This window comes from Streptomyces sp. NPDC104814, from assembly GCF_055583185.1.
Window position 1 is genome coordinate 1128738 of sequence record NZ_JBVJOL010000001.1, and the last position, 16407, is coordinate 1145144.

The 16407-nt window shown below is 73.2% G+C and carries 15 protein-coding genes; 7 read left to right on the forward strand and 8 right to left on the reverse strand.

The features are described from left to right. Nucleotides 1-227 precede the first annotated feature (227 nt). On the reverse strand, nt 228-731 hold the full coding sequence (locus ACZ64A_RS04690; protein ID WP_469808198.1) for a hypothetical protein: 504 nt from the start codon (nt 729-731) through the stop codon (nt 228-230). Between the two features lie 132 nt (nt 732-863). Next, nucleotides 864-1418, reverse strand: a complete 555-nt coding sequence (locus tag ACZ64A_RS04695) for a sigma-70 family RNA polymerase sigma factor (RefSeq protein ID WP_469808199.1) — start codon at nt 1416-1418, stop codon at nt 864-866. A gap of 211 nt (nt 1419-1629) precedes the next feature. Between ACZ64A_RS04695 and ACZ64A_RS04700 the strand changes: the two genes are divergently transcribed. Then, nucleotides 1630-2787 (forward strand): CapA family protein, encoded by a 1158-nt coding sequence (locus ACZ64A_RS04700; protein ID WP_469808200.1) that lies wholly within the window; start codon nt 1630-1632, stop codon nt 2785-2787. Nucleotides 2788-2944: 157 nt separating this feature from the next. On the opposite strand, the gene ACZ64A_RS04705 is transcribed toward ACZ64A_RS04700, so the two are convergent. Continuing rightward, a complete protein-coding gene (locus tag ACZ64A_RS04705; protein ID WP_469808201.1) occupies nt 2945-4384 on the reverse strand; it encodes an amino acid permease in 1440 nt (479 codons plus the stop codon). A 290-nt stretch (nt 4385-4674) separates the two neighbouring features. Between ACZ64A_RS04705 and ACZ64A_RS04710 the strand changes: the two genes are divergently transcribed. Next, nucleotides 4675-5247 (forward strand): GlcG/HbpS family heme-binding protein, encoded by a 573-nt coding sequence (locus tag ACZ64A_RS04710; protein WP_469808202.1) that lies wholly within the window; start codon nt 4675-4677, stop codon nt 5245-5247. Nucleotides 5248-5395: 148 nt separating this feature from the next. Further along, nucleotides 5396-6019, forward strand: a complete 624-nt coding sequence (locus ACZ64A_RS04715) for an ankyrin repeat domain-containing protein (RefSeq protein ID WP_469808204.1) — start codon at nt 5396-5398, stop codon at nt 6017-6019. Between the two features lie 231 nt (nt 6020-6250). Here ACZ64A_RS04715 and ACZ64A_RS04720 read toward each other — a convergent pair whose 3' ends face one another. Beyond that, a complete protein-coding gene (locus tag ACZ64A_RS04720; RefSeq protein WP_469808205.1) occupies nt 6251-6727 on the reverse strand; it encodes a universal stress protein in 477 nt (158 codons plus the stop codon). 89 nt (nt 6728-6816) lie between these two features. Here ACZ64A_RS04720 and lysX point away from each other — a divergent pair, with 89 nt between their 5' ends. Further along, nucleotides 6817-10095, forward strand: a complete 3279-nt coding sequence (gene lysX / locus ACZ64A_RS04725; protein WP_469808206.1) for a bifunctional lysylphosphatidylglycerol synthetase/lysine--tRNA ligase LysX — start codon at nt 6817-6819, stop codon at nt 10093-10095. A 147-nt stretch (nt 10096-10242) separates the two neighbouring features. Then, nucleotides 10243-11079: a polysaccharide deacetylase family protein gene (locus tag ACZ64A_RS04730; protein WP_469808208.1), complete on the forward strand. Its 837-nt coding sequence runs from the start codon at nt 10243-10245 to the stop codon at nt 11077-11079. Nucleotides 11080-11116: 37 nt separating this feature from the next. Here the strand turns inward: ACZ64A_RS04730 and ACZ64A_RS04735 are convergent, their stop codons facing one another. Then, complete coding sequence (locus tag ACZ64A_RS04735; protein ID WP_469808209.1) at nt 11117-11788, reverse strand: class F sortase; 672 nt, start codon at nt 11786-11788, stop codon at nt 11117-11119. A gap of 332 nt (nt 11789-12120) precedes the next feature. Here ACZ64A_RS04735 and ACZ64A_RS04740 point away from each other — a divergent pair, with 332 nt between their 5' ends. Next, a complete protein-coding gene (locus ACZ64A_RS04740; protein ID WP_469808210.1) occupies nt 12121-12618 on the forward strand; it encodes a hypothetical protein in 498 nt (165 codons plus the stop codon). Nucleotides 12619-12764: 146 nt separating this feature from the next. Here the strand turns inward: ACZ64A_RS04740 and ACZ64A_RS04745 are convergent, their stop codons facing one another. The 3 genes from ACZ64A_RS04745 to ACZ64A_RS04755 form a co-directional block, all read right to left on the reverse strand. Beyond that, nucleotides 12765-13316: a hypothetical protein gene (locus ACZ64A_RS04745; protein WP_469808211.1), complete on the reverse strand. Its 552-nt coding sequence runs from the start codon at nt 13314-13316 to the stop codon at nt 12765-12767. A gap of 323 nt (nt 13317-13639) precedes the next feature. Further along, nucleotides 13640-14404, reverse strand: a complete 765-nt coding sequence (locus ACZ64A_RS04750; RefSeq protein WP_469808212.1) for a bestrophin-like domain — start codon at nt 14402-14404, stop codon at nt 13640-13642. A gap of 18 nt (nt 14405-14422) precedes the next feature. Then, nucleotides 14423-14551: a hypothetical protein gene (locus ACZ64A_RS04755; protein WP_469808213.1), complete on the reverse strand. Its 129-nt coding sequence runs from the start codon at nt 14549-14551 to the stop codon at nt 14423-14425. A gap of 760 nt (nt 14552-15311) precedes the next feature. Here ACZ64A_RS04755 and ACZ64A_RS04760 point away from each other — a divergent pair. After that, a complete protein-coding gene (locus ACZ64A_RS04760; RefSeq protein WP_469808214.1) occupies nt 15312-16259 on the forward strand; it encodes an SCO0930 family lipoprotein in 948 nt (315 codons plus the stop codon). The last annotated feature ends 148 nt before the right edge of the window (nt 16260-16407 follow it).

Here is a 16407-nt window from a genome sequence, read left to right on the forward strand (position 1 = left end):
GCGGGCCGGCCCCCGGATTGGTCCGGGAGGGCAGAAACTTCCGGCGCGCTCGCGCACACGCGCCGACGGGGACGCCGGGCGCGCCGACCGGGAGTACCGGGCGCGCCGACCGGGCCGCGGCGCGCCCGCTGACCTGGGCGTTCGCCCGGCAGGAGCGCGCTGTGGCCCTGCCGCCAGGGCTCGGCGCCCCGCAATCCGGGCCCGCGGCGCTCAGGCTGCCGGTCCTGTCAGAAGAGGTGGATCGCCAGGTGCCCCAGCGGCAGCCCCAGCTGCCAGGCCGGGGTCCATACCTTCGGCCCGTCGTCCTCGCCGAGGGCACTCGGACCGCCGGGCACCGCGTTCAGGTCCGGGGCGAGGAGTTCCGTCTCCTCCAGCCAGCGCCAGGCCGCGCGGGCGAGCGCGAGGTCGGGCCCGGCGGAGCCCTCCGCGGTGAGGGCCGCCATCCGCTCGCGCACCCAGTCCTGCCACGGCTGGTCGTACGCCGTCAGCGACAGCCAGGTCTCCAGTTGGGTCACCACCCGGATGCCGGACAGCTCGCCCTCGGTGTCGGACAGGAAGATCGTCAGGGCCAGTGCGTCGCGCCCGGCGCGGAACTCGAACGACGTCGGCGGCATCAGATCGCCGGTGCGCAGCAGCTCGTCCGCGATGTACTCGGCGTACAACCAGGCCATGGGGACGACGAGTTCCCCGCCGCCGGCACCCTCCGTGCCCTGGTGACCTCTGTACAGCATCCCTTCCTGCCTTCCTCCGGTGTCGCGCGTCGCCCGGTGCGGGCCCTCCTCCGGAACACGGATGAAGACAGCCGATTACTCAACCATGGTCGGCAGCAGGCGTTTTACGAAGCTTTGACCTTGTGGTCGGTTTCACCGCAGGTCCGCCGCGTATCCCGGAAGCTCCCGGCGCAGGGCGCGCAGCGCGTAGAACGCGCGCGACTTCACGGTACCGGGCGGAATGCCGAGCTCCGTCGCTGCTTCCGCCACACTGGCCCCGCGCAGATACACGAGCACCAGCACGTCACGGTGGTGCGGAGTGAGTGTCTTCACAGCCTCCCGCAGGTCGAGCGTCGCGGCGGCCCGCTCCGCGTGATCCGCGCACAGGGGCGCGTGCCCCTGCGCCAGCACCTCGTCGCACACCTCCGCCGGCCGCGCCTGCCGTGCCCGGCGCGCGTCGATGGCCAGCCGCCGTGCCACGGTCATCAGCCAGGGCCGTACCGAGTCGAAGGAGTCGGCGTGCAGGGCCTCGGGATGCTGCCAGGCCCGCAGCAGGGTCTCCTGTACGAGGTCCTCGGCCCGCTGCCGGTCGCCGTCGCACAGCCGCAGCAGCAGCGCGAACAGCGGCCGGCCGTGCTCGCGCTGCAACGCGGCGAGTTCGTGCTCGGCGGTCGTCGCCCGGGTGGTGAGGGTGTTTCCGGCCGTCATGGCCGTATGCCACCGCAGGGCGCCGGTGGCGGACAGGGCGCGTACGCGGCTGTGCGGCGGGCGGTCGATCGCGTCGGTGAACGGTGCGGCGAACGGTCGGTCCCTCCCGGTCGGCGGACACCGGACGGGTCAAAGGGGCGCCCGAACCGTTTGCGGCGCCCGCCCCCCTCATACCTATTCGTAGGGAAATGTGACCAGGCTGGGGTGACTGATGATCGTACGCGCACACACACGCAGACGACTGCTGGCACTGGCCCTGACGGCCCTACTCGCCGCCGGGGCCGCCTGTCAGGCCGATCGCCGCGCACAGGCCGGACGCCCGGCCCCGCCGGCCGGTCCGCGCGGCTTCACCCTGGTCGCCTCCGGGGACGTCCTGCCGCACACCTCGGTCATCGAACGGGCGCGCTTCGACTCCGGCGGCACCGGCTACGACTTCCGGCCCATGCTCGCCGGCGTCAGACCCCTCGTCGCCCCGGCCGCCCTGGCGCTGTGCCACATGGAGACCCCCTACGGGGCGAACGGCGACTACACCGGCCGTCCGGTCTTCAAGTCGCCGCCCGAGATCGCCGACGGCCTCGCCGCCACCGGCTACGACAGCTGCTCCACCGCCTCCGACCACGCCCTCGACGACGGCGCGGACGGTGTCCGGCGCACCCTCGAGGCCCTCGACGGGACCGGCGTCAAGCACACGGGCTCGGCGCGCACCGTGGCGGAGGCGAACTCGGTGACGCTCCTGAGCGCCGGCCCGGCGAAGGTCGCCCACCTCGCCTACACCTACGGCACCGGCGACTTCGCCCTGCCGCCCGGGCAGCCGTGGGCCGTGAACCTCATCGACGAGGGCAAGATCGTCGCGGACGCCCGGGCCGCCCGCAAGGCCGGTGCCGACGTCGTCGTGGTCTCCCTGCACTGGGGGACCCCCTGGCAGGACGCGCCCGACAGCCGCCAGCTCGACCTGGCCCGCCGGCTGACCGCCTCCCGCGACGGCGGCCGCCCCGACATCGACCTGATCCTCGGCACCCACGCCCATGTGCCGCAGGCCTACGAGAAGGTCAACGGCACCTGGGTGGTCTACGGCATGGGCGACGAGATCGCCGGCGAGATGTACGACGACAACGGCGTCGAGGACCAGCGCGGCAACCAGTCCACCCTGGGCCGCTTCACCTTCCTACCGCCGAAGCGGCCGGGCGGCCGCTGGGAGGTGGCCAGGGCCGAGTTCGTTCCGCTGCTGTTCGACGTGGACGCGGGCCGGGTGGTGGACCTCAACCGCGCCCTCGCCGACGGCGCCGAGCTGCGCGCGGTCCGCGACCGCATCCGCCAGGTCGTGCTCAGCCGCGGCGCGGCGAAGGACGGCCTGGTGATGGGGCAGTAGCCGCCCGGCGGCGGTAGACGCCCGGGGGGTGTCGACGCGGACGGCCGGCCGCCCAGGGCCGGCCGGCTGGTCCACGGTGCGCGACCGGCGGGCCGCCACCGTCGACGGCACCGCCCACTACCTCACCAGGGAGCGTCCCGAGGCCTCCTCGCGCTGCTCACCGGCTTTCCGGAGCCCCTGTGGCGTCCTGGCGCGTCAGCGCCGAGTGCTTGTAGGAGTAGCCGAAGTAGACCACGCAGCCGATCAGGAACCAGACGGCGAACCGCACCCAGGTCTCCCACATCAGGAACGTGATCAGCCAGATCGAGAAGACGACCCCGGCGATCGGGATGACCGGCATCCACGGCGTACGGAAGCTCCGCGGCAGTTCCGGATGCCGGTAGCGCAGCACGATCACCGCCACGCACACCACCACAAAGGCCAGCAGGATGCCGATGTTGGTCAGTTCGGCCGCCGAGCCGATCGGCACGAACCCGGCGATGGCGGCCGACGCGACCCCGACGATCCAGGTCACCCGGGTCGGCACATGGCGGGTCGGGTGCGTCTTCGCGAACCACGCGGGCAGCAGCCCGTCGCGGGACATCGAGAACCACACCCGGGTCACACCCAGCATGAACGTGAACATCACCGTGAGGATGCCGATGATCGCGCCCACCGCGATCACGTCCGCGAGCCGGTCCAGGCCCACCGACTTGAACGCGGTGGAGAAACCGCTCTTGGGGTCGATGTCCTTGTAGTTCTGCATGCCCGTCAGCACCAGGCAGGCCAGCACGTACAGCACCATCGAGATCACCAGCGAGTAGATGATCGCCTTCGGCATGTGCCGCTGGGCGTCCCTGGACTCCTCGGCCGCCGTCGACATGGCGTCGTAGCCGAACACCGCGAAGAACACCGTGGCCGCACCCGTGAAGGCGCCGCTGACACCGAACGGGAAGAACGGGTGGTAGTTCGACGTGTCGATGTGGAAGAAGCCGACGCCGATCACCAGCAGCACCACCAGGACCTTCAGCACCACCACGAAGGTCTCGAAGCGTGCCGCGCTGCGGATGCCAAGGTTCAGCAGCCAGGCGATGAGCAGACACAGCACGGCCGCGAACAGATCGACCTTGTGACCGGAGCCGGTGCCCGGGGCGCCCAGCATCCAGTGCGGCAGGTTCGCGCCCATCTCCTCCACGAGGAAGCTGAAGTAGCCCGAGATACCGATCGCCACCACCGCCACGATCGCGGTGTACTCCAGCAGCAGGTCCCAGCCGATGAACCAGCCCGCGAACTCCCCGAGGACCGCGTAGCCGTATGTGTAGGCCGAGCCCGCCTTCGGGATCAGCCCGGCGAACTCGGCGTACGACAGCGCCGCGCAGGCGCTGGCCACACCGGCGATCAGGAACGACACGAGCACCGCCGGGCCCGCCGTGCCGTTGGCCACCGTTCCGGCCAGCGTGAAGATGCCGGCGCCGATGATGCCGCCCACGCCGATCGCGGTCAGCTGCCCGAGGCCCAGCGACCTCTCCAGTCGCGCGCCCTCCCCGACTTCCGTCTCCTCGATGTGCTCGATCGGTTTGCGACGGAGAATGCCCTCGCCCATTCTGAGCCCGGCCACACGCCTCACCTCTTCACGATCGGCAAACGGCTGACGGCGGATCATGATGGCCCAGCCCACCCGTCCTGGGAAGACGCCACGCACGAGGAAGGGTCACCCCGGCCGGGGTGGGGGTCATCCGATCGGATGACCCGGAGGTCACCCGATGCGTGCGCCGGGACGAGCCGGGACGCCGACGGGCCCGGGCCCGCTCCGGGCGGAGGCTGGAGGCACAGCGCACGAAGCGCTGAGCGGGACCCGGCAGCAGACCGCGGTCCGCGCCGACGCGATATGACAGGGAGCCGTCCGGCATGCAGCACAAGGCCAAGAAGTTCTCCACCCGCGCCAAGGTCGTCACCTCGGCCGCCCTCCTCGCCGCCGTCGGCGCCGGTGTGGCCGGCGCGGTCTCCGCCTCCGCCGGCACCCCGGCCGCCGCGCCCGCCGCCGCCCCGGCCACCCTCAAGGGCAAGACCACCACGACCAGCACCCACCTCACGATCGACGCCGCCACCGACGCCGCCCGGGCCGCCCTGGACGCCGCCGAGAAGGACGGCCAGCGCGTCACCGTCGCCGTCGTCGACCGCAACGGCAACACGGTCGTCACCCTGCGCGGCGACGGCGCCGGCCCGCAGTCCTACGACTCCGCCGTCAGGAAGGCGTTCACCGCCGTCTCCTGGAACGCGCCCACCTCGGAGCTCGCCCAGCGCCTGGAGAAGGCCCCCCACCTCAAGGACATCCCCGGCACGCTGTTCCTGGCGGGCGGCGCCCCGGTCGCGTACAACAGCGCGCCGATCGCGGGCATCGGCGTCGCGGGCGCCCCGTCCGGCGACCTGGACGAGAAGTTCGCGCAGGCCGGCGTCGACGCGATCAGCAACGGCCGCTGACCGGCCGTACCACCCCCGTGAGCGCCCCCTGACCCGGCGCGGCGCCCGGCGACCGGCGGCGCGCGGCCTTCCCCCGGCCGCGCGCCGCCGGCGCTCCCGCCTGAGCGCCGTCCTGACGCCCGTCGCCACCCTGTGGAGGAGTTACGCCGTGCCCCATGAGCAACCGTCCGCCGCCGGCCTCGCCCTGCTCGCGGCCGCCGAACGCGGCGACGCCGACGCCGTCCGGGCGGCCCTGGCCCGCGGCGCACACCTGGAGGCCCGCGACGAGGCCGGCCGCACCCCGCTGCTGCGCGCCGCGCTCGCCGACCAGGTCGAGGTGGCCCGCGTCCTGGTCGCCGCGGGCGCCGACGTCGACGCGCAGGACGACCGGCAGGACAGCCCGTGGCTGGTCACCGGCGTCACCGGCAGCGTCGCCATGATGCGCGCGCTGCTGCCCGGCGGCCCGGACCTGACGCGCACCAACCGCTTCGGCGGCGTGTCCGTCATCCCGGCGAGCGAACGCGGCCACGTCGACTACGTCCGCGCCGTGCTGGCCGAGACCGGCATCGACGTCGACCACGTCAACCGGCTGGGCTGGACCGCCCTGCTGGAGGCCGTCATCCTCGGCGACGGCGGCCGTACCCACCAGGAGGTCGTCGAGATCCTGCTCGCCGCGGGCGCCGACCCGACGCTGCCCGACGGCGACGGTGTGACGGCCCTCGCGCATGCGGAGCGCCGCGGCTTCACGGGCATCGCGGCCGTACTGCGCGCCGCGCAAGGCCGGCGGCGATGAACCACCGCGCCGCCACCGGCCCGCTCGCCGCGGCTCGGAGCGGGTCGTCCCGCTGGACGGCCCGCACGCGAGTGTCGCGGTGTCCGCCGACGGCCGCACCGCCTGCGTCTCCGGCGGCTTCACCCGCGACGGCCACCGAACGGCGTCAGCGTCGTCGCCACGGCCACCGGCACGGTCACTCGGCTGCCCGCGAGCCGGCGCCCGCTCGCCGTCGCCGTACCGCCGGGGTCCTTAAGGCACCACCGTCACCGGCCACCGGCCGGCCTTCACCAGCCGTACCGCGACCGAGCCGATGATCCGGTGGCCGGCCTGCTCGGAGGCGCCGACGATCACCGCGTCCGCCTTCAGCTCGTCCGCCGCCTTCACCAGGCCGTTGTACGGGTCGCCGCGGAAGGTGTGGAACTCCCAGCGCACCTCGAATATCCCCTTGACCCGCTCGGTCGCCTCCCGGATCTGCGCGACGATGTCCTCGGCGATCTCGTCGGTCGTCTCCACGACCGGCGCGCCGAGCGCCGCGCCCGCGGCCAGCACCGGCTGCACGTAGACCACGGCCAGCAGCGCGTGCTGCCGCCTGGCCAGGCCGCCCGCGTAGGCCGCGGCGCGCAGCGAGGAGTCGGAGCCGTCCACCCCGACCACGATCACCTTCGGCCCGTCGGTACCCCGTTCGAACTGGTGAGAGCCGAACCGGTGAGAGTGCTGTTCCGTCACGACCCGAGGCTATCGGAGGCCACCGACGCGCCCGCCAGCCGGGACGGCTCGACGGGCGAGCGGGCCGCGGCCTTCCTACAGTCGGATGCATGAGTGCCACCGTGGACGCCGCCCCGGGCCGGGGCGCCCCGGGACCGACACGACCCGCCGGGAGCGGCTTCCTCAGCCGGGTGCCCGAAGGCTTCGCGACCATCTTCGGCGCCCTCGGCCTGCTGTGCGCCCTGCTCGCCCTCATCGAGCCCCTGCGCGACCTGCTCAGCCCCGTCGTGCGCTTCCTGGACCAACTGCTGGTCCCCCTCAGCGCCAACCTCGCCTACGCCGTCTTCCTGTTCCTGCTCGCCGCCGCCACCGCCGCCCGCAAGAAGGTCGCCTGGTGGCTGGTCGTCGTCTACCTCGGCCTGGTCGTCCTCACCGACGTCATAGGCGTCGCCGTCGGCCTGTACGCCGAGTCCCTGCCCTCCCTGGTGCTGTGCGCCCTCGCCCTCGCGCTGCTCGTCGTGGCCCGCCGCGAGTTCTACGCCGCCTCCCGCCGCGGGGCGCTGCGCCGTGCCCTCGCCGTGCTGGTGGGCGGGCTCGCCCTCGCGATCCTCCTCGGCTGGGGCCTGGTGGCACTCTTCCCCGGCACCCTGCCGTACGGGCAGCGGCTGACCTGGGCCGCCAACCGGGTCCTGGGCGGTCTGGCCTCGGCCGGCTCCTTCGGCGGCCGTCCGCCGCACGCCCTGTTCTTCCTGCTCGGCCTGTTCGGCGCGCTCGCCCTGCTGAACGCCGCCGCCACCCTCTTCCGCTCCCAGCGCCTCGAAGCCGCCCTCCACGACGACGAGGAGGAGCGCATCCGCGCCCTGCTCGGCCGCTACGGCGAGCAGGACTCGCTCGGCTACTTCGCCACCCGGCGCGACAAGGCCGTCGTCTTCTCGCCCAGTGGCAAGGCCGCCGTCACCTACCGTGTCGAGGCCGGGGTGTGCCTGGCCAGCGGCGACCCCGTCGGCGACCGCGAGGCCTGGCCGCACGCCATCGCCGCCTGGCTGGACGTGGCCCGCCGGCACGCCTGGGCGCCCGCCGTGATGGGCGCCTCCGAGGAGGGCGCCACCGCCTACGCCCGCGCCGGCCTCGGCGCGCTGCAACTGGGCGACGAGGCCATCGTGCACGTGCACGCCTTCGACCTGGACGGCCGCGACATGCGGGTCACCCGGCAGGCCGTGCACCGGGTCCGGCGCACCGGCGCCACCTGCCGCATCCGCCGCCACGAGGCGCTCACCGACGCCGAGATGGAGGAGATCGTCGGCAAGGCGGACGCCTGGCGCGACACCGAGACCGAGCGTGGCTTCTCCATGGCCCTGGACCGCCTCGGGGACAGCGCCGACGGCGACTGCCTGCTGGTCGAGGCGTTCGCGGAGGACGGCCGCCTGCTCGCCCTGCTGTCGTTCGTGCCGTGGGGGCGCGACGGGATCTCCCTGGACCTCATGCGCCGCGACCGCGCCGCCCCCAACGGCATCATGGAGTTCATGGTCGCGGAGCTGTGCGCGGCCGCGCCGAAGCTGGGCGTGCGGCGCATCTCCCTGAACTTCGCCGTCTTCCGCTCGGTCTTCGAGGAGGGCGCCCGCATCGGCGCCGGACCGGTGCTGCGGCTGTGGCGCCGCCTGCTGCTGTTCTTCTCCCGCTGGTGGCAGCTGGAGGCGCTGTACCGCTCCAACGCCAAGTACCACCCCGAGTGGTACCCGCGTTTCCTGTGCTACGGCGACGCCGCCGCCCTCGCCCGGATCGGCCTCGCCTCCGGTATCGCCGAGGGCTTCGTCGCCGTACCGTCGCTGCGCAAGCTGCGGGGCAAGGCGCATCCGAAGGGGGTGCGGCGGCCCACCACCACCGAGGGGCTGCCGCCGCTCACGGCGCTCGGTCTCGACGGAGGGGGCGAGACCGGGTCCGTCGGTGCGGACGCGGGCCTGCCCGAGCAGGTCCGCGTCCGCCACCGCACGCTGGACCGGCTGCGCGGCGACGGCATCGACCCCTACCCGGTCGGCGTGCCCGCCCGTACCCACACCCTCGCCGAGGTCCGCCAGGGACAGGACGTGACCGTCGCCGGGCGGATCATGCTGGTCCGCGACTTCGGCGGGATCGTCTTCGTCGTGCTGCGCGACTGGTCCGGCGACCACCAGCTCGCGCTGACCCGTGAGGGGACGGGCGCCGCCCTGGCCCGCTTCCGCACCGGCACCGACATCGGCGACCACATCACCGCCACCGGCCGGGCCGGCGCCAGCGACAAGGGCGAACCCACCGTCTTCGTCACCTCCTGGCAGCTCACCGGCAAGTGCCTGCGCCCGCTGCCCGACAAACGGCGGGGCCTGGCCGACCCCGAGGCCAAGGTGCGCATGCGCTACCTCGACCTGGTGACCAGCCCCGCCGCCCGCGACGTCGTCCGGGCCCGTTCCACCGCCGTCCAGGCCCTGCGCCAGGGCCTGCTGGATCGCGGCTTCCTCGAGGTCGAGACACCGATGCTCCAGCAGATCCACGGCGGCGCCAACGCCCGCCCCTTCACCACCCACATCAACGCCTACGACCTCGACCTGTATCTGCGGATCGCGCCCGAGCTGTATCTGAAACGGCTGTGCGTGGGCGGCATGGAGAAGGTCTTCGAACTCGGCCGCACCTTCCGCAACGAGGGCGTCTCCTACAAGCACAACCCCGAGTTCACGATGCTGGAGGCCTACCAGGCGTACGCCGACTACGACGTGATGCTCGACCTGGTGCGCGAACTGATCCAGGGCGCGGCCACGGCGGCGTTCGGCTCGCCCGTGGCCCGCAAGGACGGCCGGGAGTACGACATCTCGGGGCGCTGGCCGGTCAAGACGGTGTACGGCGCGATCTCGGAGGCCCTCGGCGAGGAGATCGACGCGGGCACCGAACTGGCCCGGCTGCACCTGCTGTGCGACCGCGCCGGCGTGCCGTACACCCAGGACGACGGGCGCGGTGACGTCGTCCTGGAGATGTACGAGCGGCTGGTGGAGGAGCGCACCCAGCTGCCCACGTTCTACAAGGACTTCCCGACCGACGTCTCCCCGCTGACCCGCCAGCACCGCACCGACCCGCGCCTGGCCGAACGCTGGGACCTGGTGGCCTTCGGCACCGAACTGGGCACCGCCTACTCCGAGCTGACCGACCCGGTCGAGCAGCGGCGGCGTCTGACGGAGCAGTCGCTGCTGGCCGCGGGCGGCGACCCGGAGGCGATGGAACTCGACGAGGACTTCCTGGACGCCCTGGAGTACGCGATGCCCCCGACGGGCGGTCTCGGCGTCGGAGTCGACCGTCTGGTGATGTTCCTGACCGGTCTGACCATCCGGGAGACCCTCCCGTTCCCCCTGGTCCGCCGCCGCTGAGCGCCCGCTCGCGTGCCCTCTCGGCGCGCCCGGACGGGCGACCGGGCTCGCCCGCCTGGACGCCCGCTTGCGCCGAGCGGGTGTTTTCCCGCCCCCGGTCCGGTGGTGCCGTGGTGCGTCGCGCGGTCCCCGGGCGACTGATTGGTCATGAAGAAGGATCAGTTCCTCACCCGGCGCCGGGCGTTGACCGCCGCGGCCGCCGCCCTGGGCGCGGCCGGGACCGCCGGGCTGTTCGCACTGGAGGGCGCCGACGAGCCGGCCCGCCCCGCCCCGCCCGCCGCCGGCGCCCCCGCGCGGCTTCCGGAAAAACCGTCCGCCTACCGTCTGCAGCCCCTGACCGGGTACGGGCCGCCGCAGGCGGCGCCGCCGCGCACACCGGTGCGGCGCGAACCGCTGCTGAAGCTCGCCGCCCGCGGCCGCACCATGTTCCTCACCTTCGACGACGGGCCCGACCCCCACTACACCCCGGGCATCCTGGACACCCTGCGCGAGCACGACGTGCGGGCCACGTTCTTCGTGTGCGGGGAACAGGCCGACTGGAACCGGGACCTGCTGGCGCGCATGGCCGACGAGGGCCATGTCGTCGGCAACCACACCTGGTCCCACCCGCTGCTCACCCAGCTGAGCCGGGCGGAGATCCGCAGCGAGATGGAACGCACCAGCGATGTCATCGAGGAGGCCTACGGCGAGCGCCCGCGCTGGTTCCGCGCCCCCTACGGCGCCTGGAACCGCGCGGCCTTCCAGCTCGGCGCCGAGATGGGCATGGAACCGCTGGCCTGGACCGTCGACACCGAGGACTGGACCGTTCCCGGCACCGGCGCCATCGTCCGCGCCGTCGAGGAGGGCGCCGGTCCCGGCGTCGTGGTGCTCTCGCACGACGCCGGCGGCGACCGCTCCGAGAGCGTGGCCGCGCTGCGCCGATACCTGCCGCACCTGCTGGACTCCGGCTACCACCTGAGCGTGCCGAGCCGCCCGTACACGTAGGAGTGCGCGGGCCTTCGCCCGCCGGCCGGGATGCCGCTCAGCGGACCTCGGTCAGGCGGGCGAAGACGACGACGTTCCCGTCGTAACCGTTCTTCTTGGAAAAGCCGCCCCCGCAGGTGATGACCCGCAATTCCGGCGCGCCTTTGGACGCGTAGACGCGGTCGCCGGGGAAGTCGGCCTTGGCGAACACCTCGATGCCGTAGATCTCGAACACCGCCGTCTTTCCGTCCTGGCGGTGCACCTCGACACGATTTCCCTTTTTCAGGGCGCCCAGCCCGTAGAACACCGCGGGGCCTTGCTTGTTGTCGACGTGCCCGACGACGACCGCCGTGCCCTTTTCCCCGGGCGAGACACCACCGGTGAACCAGCCCGCGAGATTCGGGTCCTCCGGGGGCGGCGCGTCGACCCAGCCGTCCGCGTCGAGGCCGACCGGCATGACGGGCGCGTCGACCTGGATCGCCGGAATACGCACCCGGTCGGCCACGGAGAACGCCAGCGGCTCGGGCGCGCGCCCGAGCAGGTCCGGGGCGCTGCGGCTGTCGGCGGCCGCGGCCGAAGCCGGCTGCGGCGGGCCCACGTCGAATTCCCCGGAGCCATTGCGAATGAGCGCGAGACCGGTCAGCAGAACCAGCGCTATCACCCCCCAGGGGGCGCGCTTTCTCCGCCGCTCCGCCTCCTCGGCCAGTTCGGACAGCTCGGACGCAGACATTCGCCATCCCCTTTCGACACGGCCGTCGCCGCGCCATGGTGCGCATGGAAGAACGCTAAGTCCGGTGGCCGCGAGCGGCGAGGAGGCGACGGCGAACGGGTGGCGGGAGTTCCCCTGTGCGCCATCCGTGGCGCGGCCGAACGGATCGTTTCTGACGGACCGTGACCTGCGGTGATGTCCGGCCGTGGCCCTCAGGCGCCGGGTGCGGTCTCACCGGGACGGACCATCCCCGAAATGCGGGAGCGCGCACGGCATCTGAGGGTTTCTCCGGGAGACGCTTTCTCGCCGATCGACCGGGGACGGGTCCCGGGGTGTCTTCCGCGGAGGATCAGATGCGCAACTCTCGTGCCCTGGCGGCCACGGCCGCCGCGGTCGCCGCCCTCGGCCTCGCCGCCCCCTCGGCCGCCGCGCGGGACGGCATGAACTTCAGACTGAGCAACATCGTCGCGCTGCCCAGCGTCATCGCCCGCGGTGGGCAGCTCACCATCACCGTCGACGGCTGCCCGTCCGGCGGCACCGCCACCTCGGACGCGTTCCAGCCCACGCCGCTCACCCCGATCCACGGCGCCAACCAGACCGCCAAGGGGACCGCGACGATCAACCACAACGCACGCCCCGGCGCCCACAGCATCACGGTCAACTGCAACGGCCAGACGCTGACCAACCCGGCCGCCTTCACCGTCATCGGCGGTGTCCGCGGCGGTCTGGGCGGCAGCACCTCCAGCGGAGCCACCCCCACCGACATGGCGATCGGCGGCGGGCTGGTCGCCGCGGCCGTCATCGGCGGCGGCGTGTTCTGGATGCGCCGCCGCGCCGAGAAGCGCTTCTGACCCCCGCGTCGCGCCTTCCCCTTCGCACGAGGCACGACGCACCGCGCGCGACGTACCGCGCACCCCACCCGGGCGTCGCCCCGGACCCCCGAGCGGGGCCCGGGGCGACGCCCTGTGGCACACACGGCCGGCGCGGGACACACCGGTCAGTTGCCGCTCTCGCCGCCGCGCCGCCGCGTGAAGAGATACGCCGCACCGACGGCACCGGCGACGAGCGCCGCGCCCATGCCGATCTCGCGGGCGTCGAAGCCGCCGGTGCTGCCGCCCTCACCGGCGTGCACCGCGCCCGGCACCGTCTGCCGCGGGGGCCGAGGCGTCAAAGGCGTCGGAGGCACCGGCCGTCCGCCGGCGATGGCCAGTCCCGTCGACCCGCTCACCCCGTCACAGGTGAACGTCACCTGGTAGACGGCGCCGGGGCGTGCGTCCCAGTCGACGGTCGCCGTCGCCGACGACCGGCGCGGCGCGATGGTGACCGTGTCGAACACGCCCGAGGAGACCATGACCGCTCCGCGGCAGCCCCCGTGGTCCCGGTCGACCTGGAGGACCACCTGCCCGCCGGCGGACACCGTCGACGGCAGGACGCTGAAACCGAACGGGGTGATGTCGCTGCCGCCGCCCAGCGCGACGGCGCCCGGCGCCGTCAGGGCGAGGGCGCCGAGACCCAGCAGAGCGGCCGAAGCGACGCGTATCGCGCGCATGTGTTTCCTCCGGTCTCCGAGGAGCGGCGGCGGACCTGCTCCGCGTGCACGACAAGTGCTCCTCGATGACCGAAACGCTAGGAACGGGACCGCACCCCCGCGATCTCAGTAGCGCGAACGGGTCAAGCGTGTACTCCACCCGGGCGACGCACCCGCGTCACCCGGGGGATCCACCCGCATCGCCCGGGTGACGCGGCTGCATCCCCCGGGGGACACCGTCGGCGTGGCGCCTTGGCCCGGTCCATGCCGGCCGGGCCAAGGCCGCAGGCGCCCGGCGCGGCGGCATCACGCGGGCCGTGGCTCGTCCCCTGGCATGCCGTGGCTCATCCCCTGGCATGGGGGAAGAGGCTGAGCAGCGGTTCCATCGACGCGGCCGTGTCCCGGCTGTAGGGCGCGTCGAAGTCCCAGATCAGGAACAGCAGGAAGGCGATCAGTGCCGAGAACAGGCCCGCCAGGACCAGTTCGCGCGGGGTGCGGCGGATCTGGAGGGCGAAGACCATGCCGATGGTGATCACCGCCCCGGTGAGCAGCCCGAACCACACCACCCCCGGCATGGTCGGCGACGTGGCGTTCGCGCGGGCGGTGCGTGCCTCGTCGGCCGCGGTGATCTGGTCGAGCAACGGCTGGTAGGCCTGCGCCTCGAAGTCGTTGCGCGGCTGGTAGTCGGTGAGGTCCCGGCGCAGCTGACCGAGCAGCTGGGTGCCGCGCTCGGTCATCTCACCGTGGTCCTCCATCGCCTTCCACTCCTTGGTGACGACGTGTCCGACATAGGCGTTGACATCCGCCCGGATCCGGTCACGGACCGGAGCGGGATAGACCCGGACGCGCTGGTCGATCTCGTGCAGCGCCTGCGCCTCCGCCTGCACATGGTCCTGCGCGGCGCTGCGTGCCTCCCACACGCCCGCGATCGCCAGGCCCAGGACGATGGCGTAGACCACGCCGATCCACATGGTCATGTACTCGATGACGTCCGGAGTCTCACTGGGGTCCTCGTCCTCGGACGCCGTGCGGTGGCGGACGAGGGTGATGACGACCACCACGACACAGGCGGCCAGCATCGCGAGGGTGAGAACAAGCCATTCCGGCAACGGGGGTACCTCCAGGGCTCAGCGCGGGCGGAGCGCGGCGACGGCCACGATCGCGGGCGTGGTGATGAGCAGGACATAGACGACGGGTGAGACGTGGTGGCTGGGCTGCCGTCGGTGCGGCGCGGCGTGATACCGCGGGTAGCTCACCGGGCTCGCGGAGGGGCGTGGTGTCGGCGTCGGAGTGGGTGTCGGGGTCGGGGCGGGCTTCGGGGGCGGCGGAGGCGGGGCCGGGCGGGCCGGTGCGGGCCGGGGTGCCGGTGCCGGTGGTGCGGGGGCCGCAGGCACCGGCCGCGGCTTGGGCGGCGGGGGTTTCGGTGCCGGCTTGGGCGGCGGCGGTTTCGGCGTGGGCGGAGGTGGAGGCGGCGGCGGGGGAGGCGGTGGCGGTGGTGGGGGAGGAGGCGGTGGTGGTGGCGGTGGTGGTGGCGTCGGACTGGGCGTCGGGCTCGGTGAACACCCGGGCGGGATCGGCCAGTCGAGGCTTCCGGCCACCGCCACCGCCGTCACCCCGTCGGGGCCGGTCGAGGCGTAGGCGCAGGCGTCGGCCGCCGCCGTCCCGGCCGGTGCGCCCACGAGGAACCAGCTGAGGGTCACCGCGGCCAGCACCCGTGCCCCCACGGCGGATCGGGTCGGTTCGGGTCCATGCACGACGGAGATCATGAGGTGCGCCGGACCCCGTCATGCCCGGTCGGCCGCGGAATGCTCCGAACGAGGGACACGGATCGGCGTGGCGCCTTGCGCGGCTGACGTTCGTACGTCCGACCCGCCGCACACCTGCCCGACGGAATGGCGTCGTCCGCAAAGATTTCCGCACCGCCGTTGAACACACCCACCGTCCCCGTGCGTACCCCATGCCGTGCAGCGACGGAACAGGGCGCTGCAACAGACGTGTGAACGTGGGGAGTTGACGATGAAGACCTCGTGGCGGAGCGCCTCGCTCGCGGTGGGTGCCGTAGCCGTACTGGCGCTGACGTCGGCGTGCGGGCAGGGCGACGGCGGCGCCCAGGCGGCCGCCCAGAACGTCGGCGCCACGGCCCCGGTCGGCGGCTACGGCACCGCCGGCGGGGGGTACGGCGTCGGCAACGGCTCTCCCGGCCCGAGCTCCGCACCGCAGGCCCGGCCGGTCCCCGCGGGCAAGCTGTCCGTCACCGGCAACGCGGAACTGGGCAAGGTGCTCACCGACGGCTCCGGACGCACCCTGTACCGCTTCGACGAGGACACCGCCGAGCCCTCCAAGTCGACCTGCAACGGTGACTGCGCCAAGGTGTGGCCGCCCGTGCCCGCGGACGACGTCACCGCCGGCACCGGCATCGACCCGTCGGAGCTGGGCGAGGTCACCCGCGCCGACGGCACCAAGCAGCTCACCATCGGCGGCTGGCCGGCGTACCGCTACGCCAAGGACACCAAGGCGGGCGAGGTGAAGGGGCAGGGGCTCAAGGGCAAGTGGTTCGCGCTGGCCCCCGACGGCAAGAAGGCGAAGGCGTCCGATCTGCCCGGACTGTCCGTCCGCAAGGACCCCAACCTCGGTGACATCATCGTCGACCGCAACGGCATGACCGTCTACCGCTTCCTGAAGGACCAGGCCTGGCCCAAGCCGGTCTCCGCCTGCACCGGTGCCTGCCTGCAGAAGTGGCCGGCCGTCGAACCCGTCGACGCCGGGGACACCAAGGGTGTGAAGAAGAAGGGGCTGATGAGTTTCACCCGGCCCGACGGCGTCAAGCAGCAGACGGTCAACTGCTGGCCCGTCTACACCTTCTCCGGTGACAAGGCCCCCGGGGACATCAACGGTCAGGGCGTCGGCGGCACCTGGTACGCCGTCGCACCCGACGGAAAGCCGGTCGGCGCGCCGAAGAAGTGACGGATCGCACCTCCCCAGGGTGTCCGCCCCCCCCTCGCCCGGGCGGCGCGCACGGCCGACGGACCGCCCCCTCCGCACCGCACGGAGGGGGCGGTCCGCTGCGTGCGGCACCCTGTACCCTGCGCAGCACCCCGGACACATGCGGTAG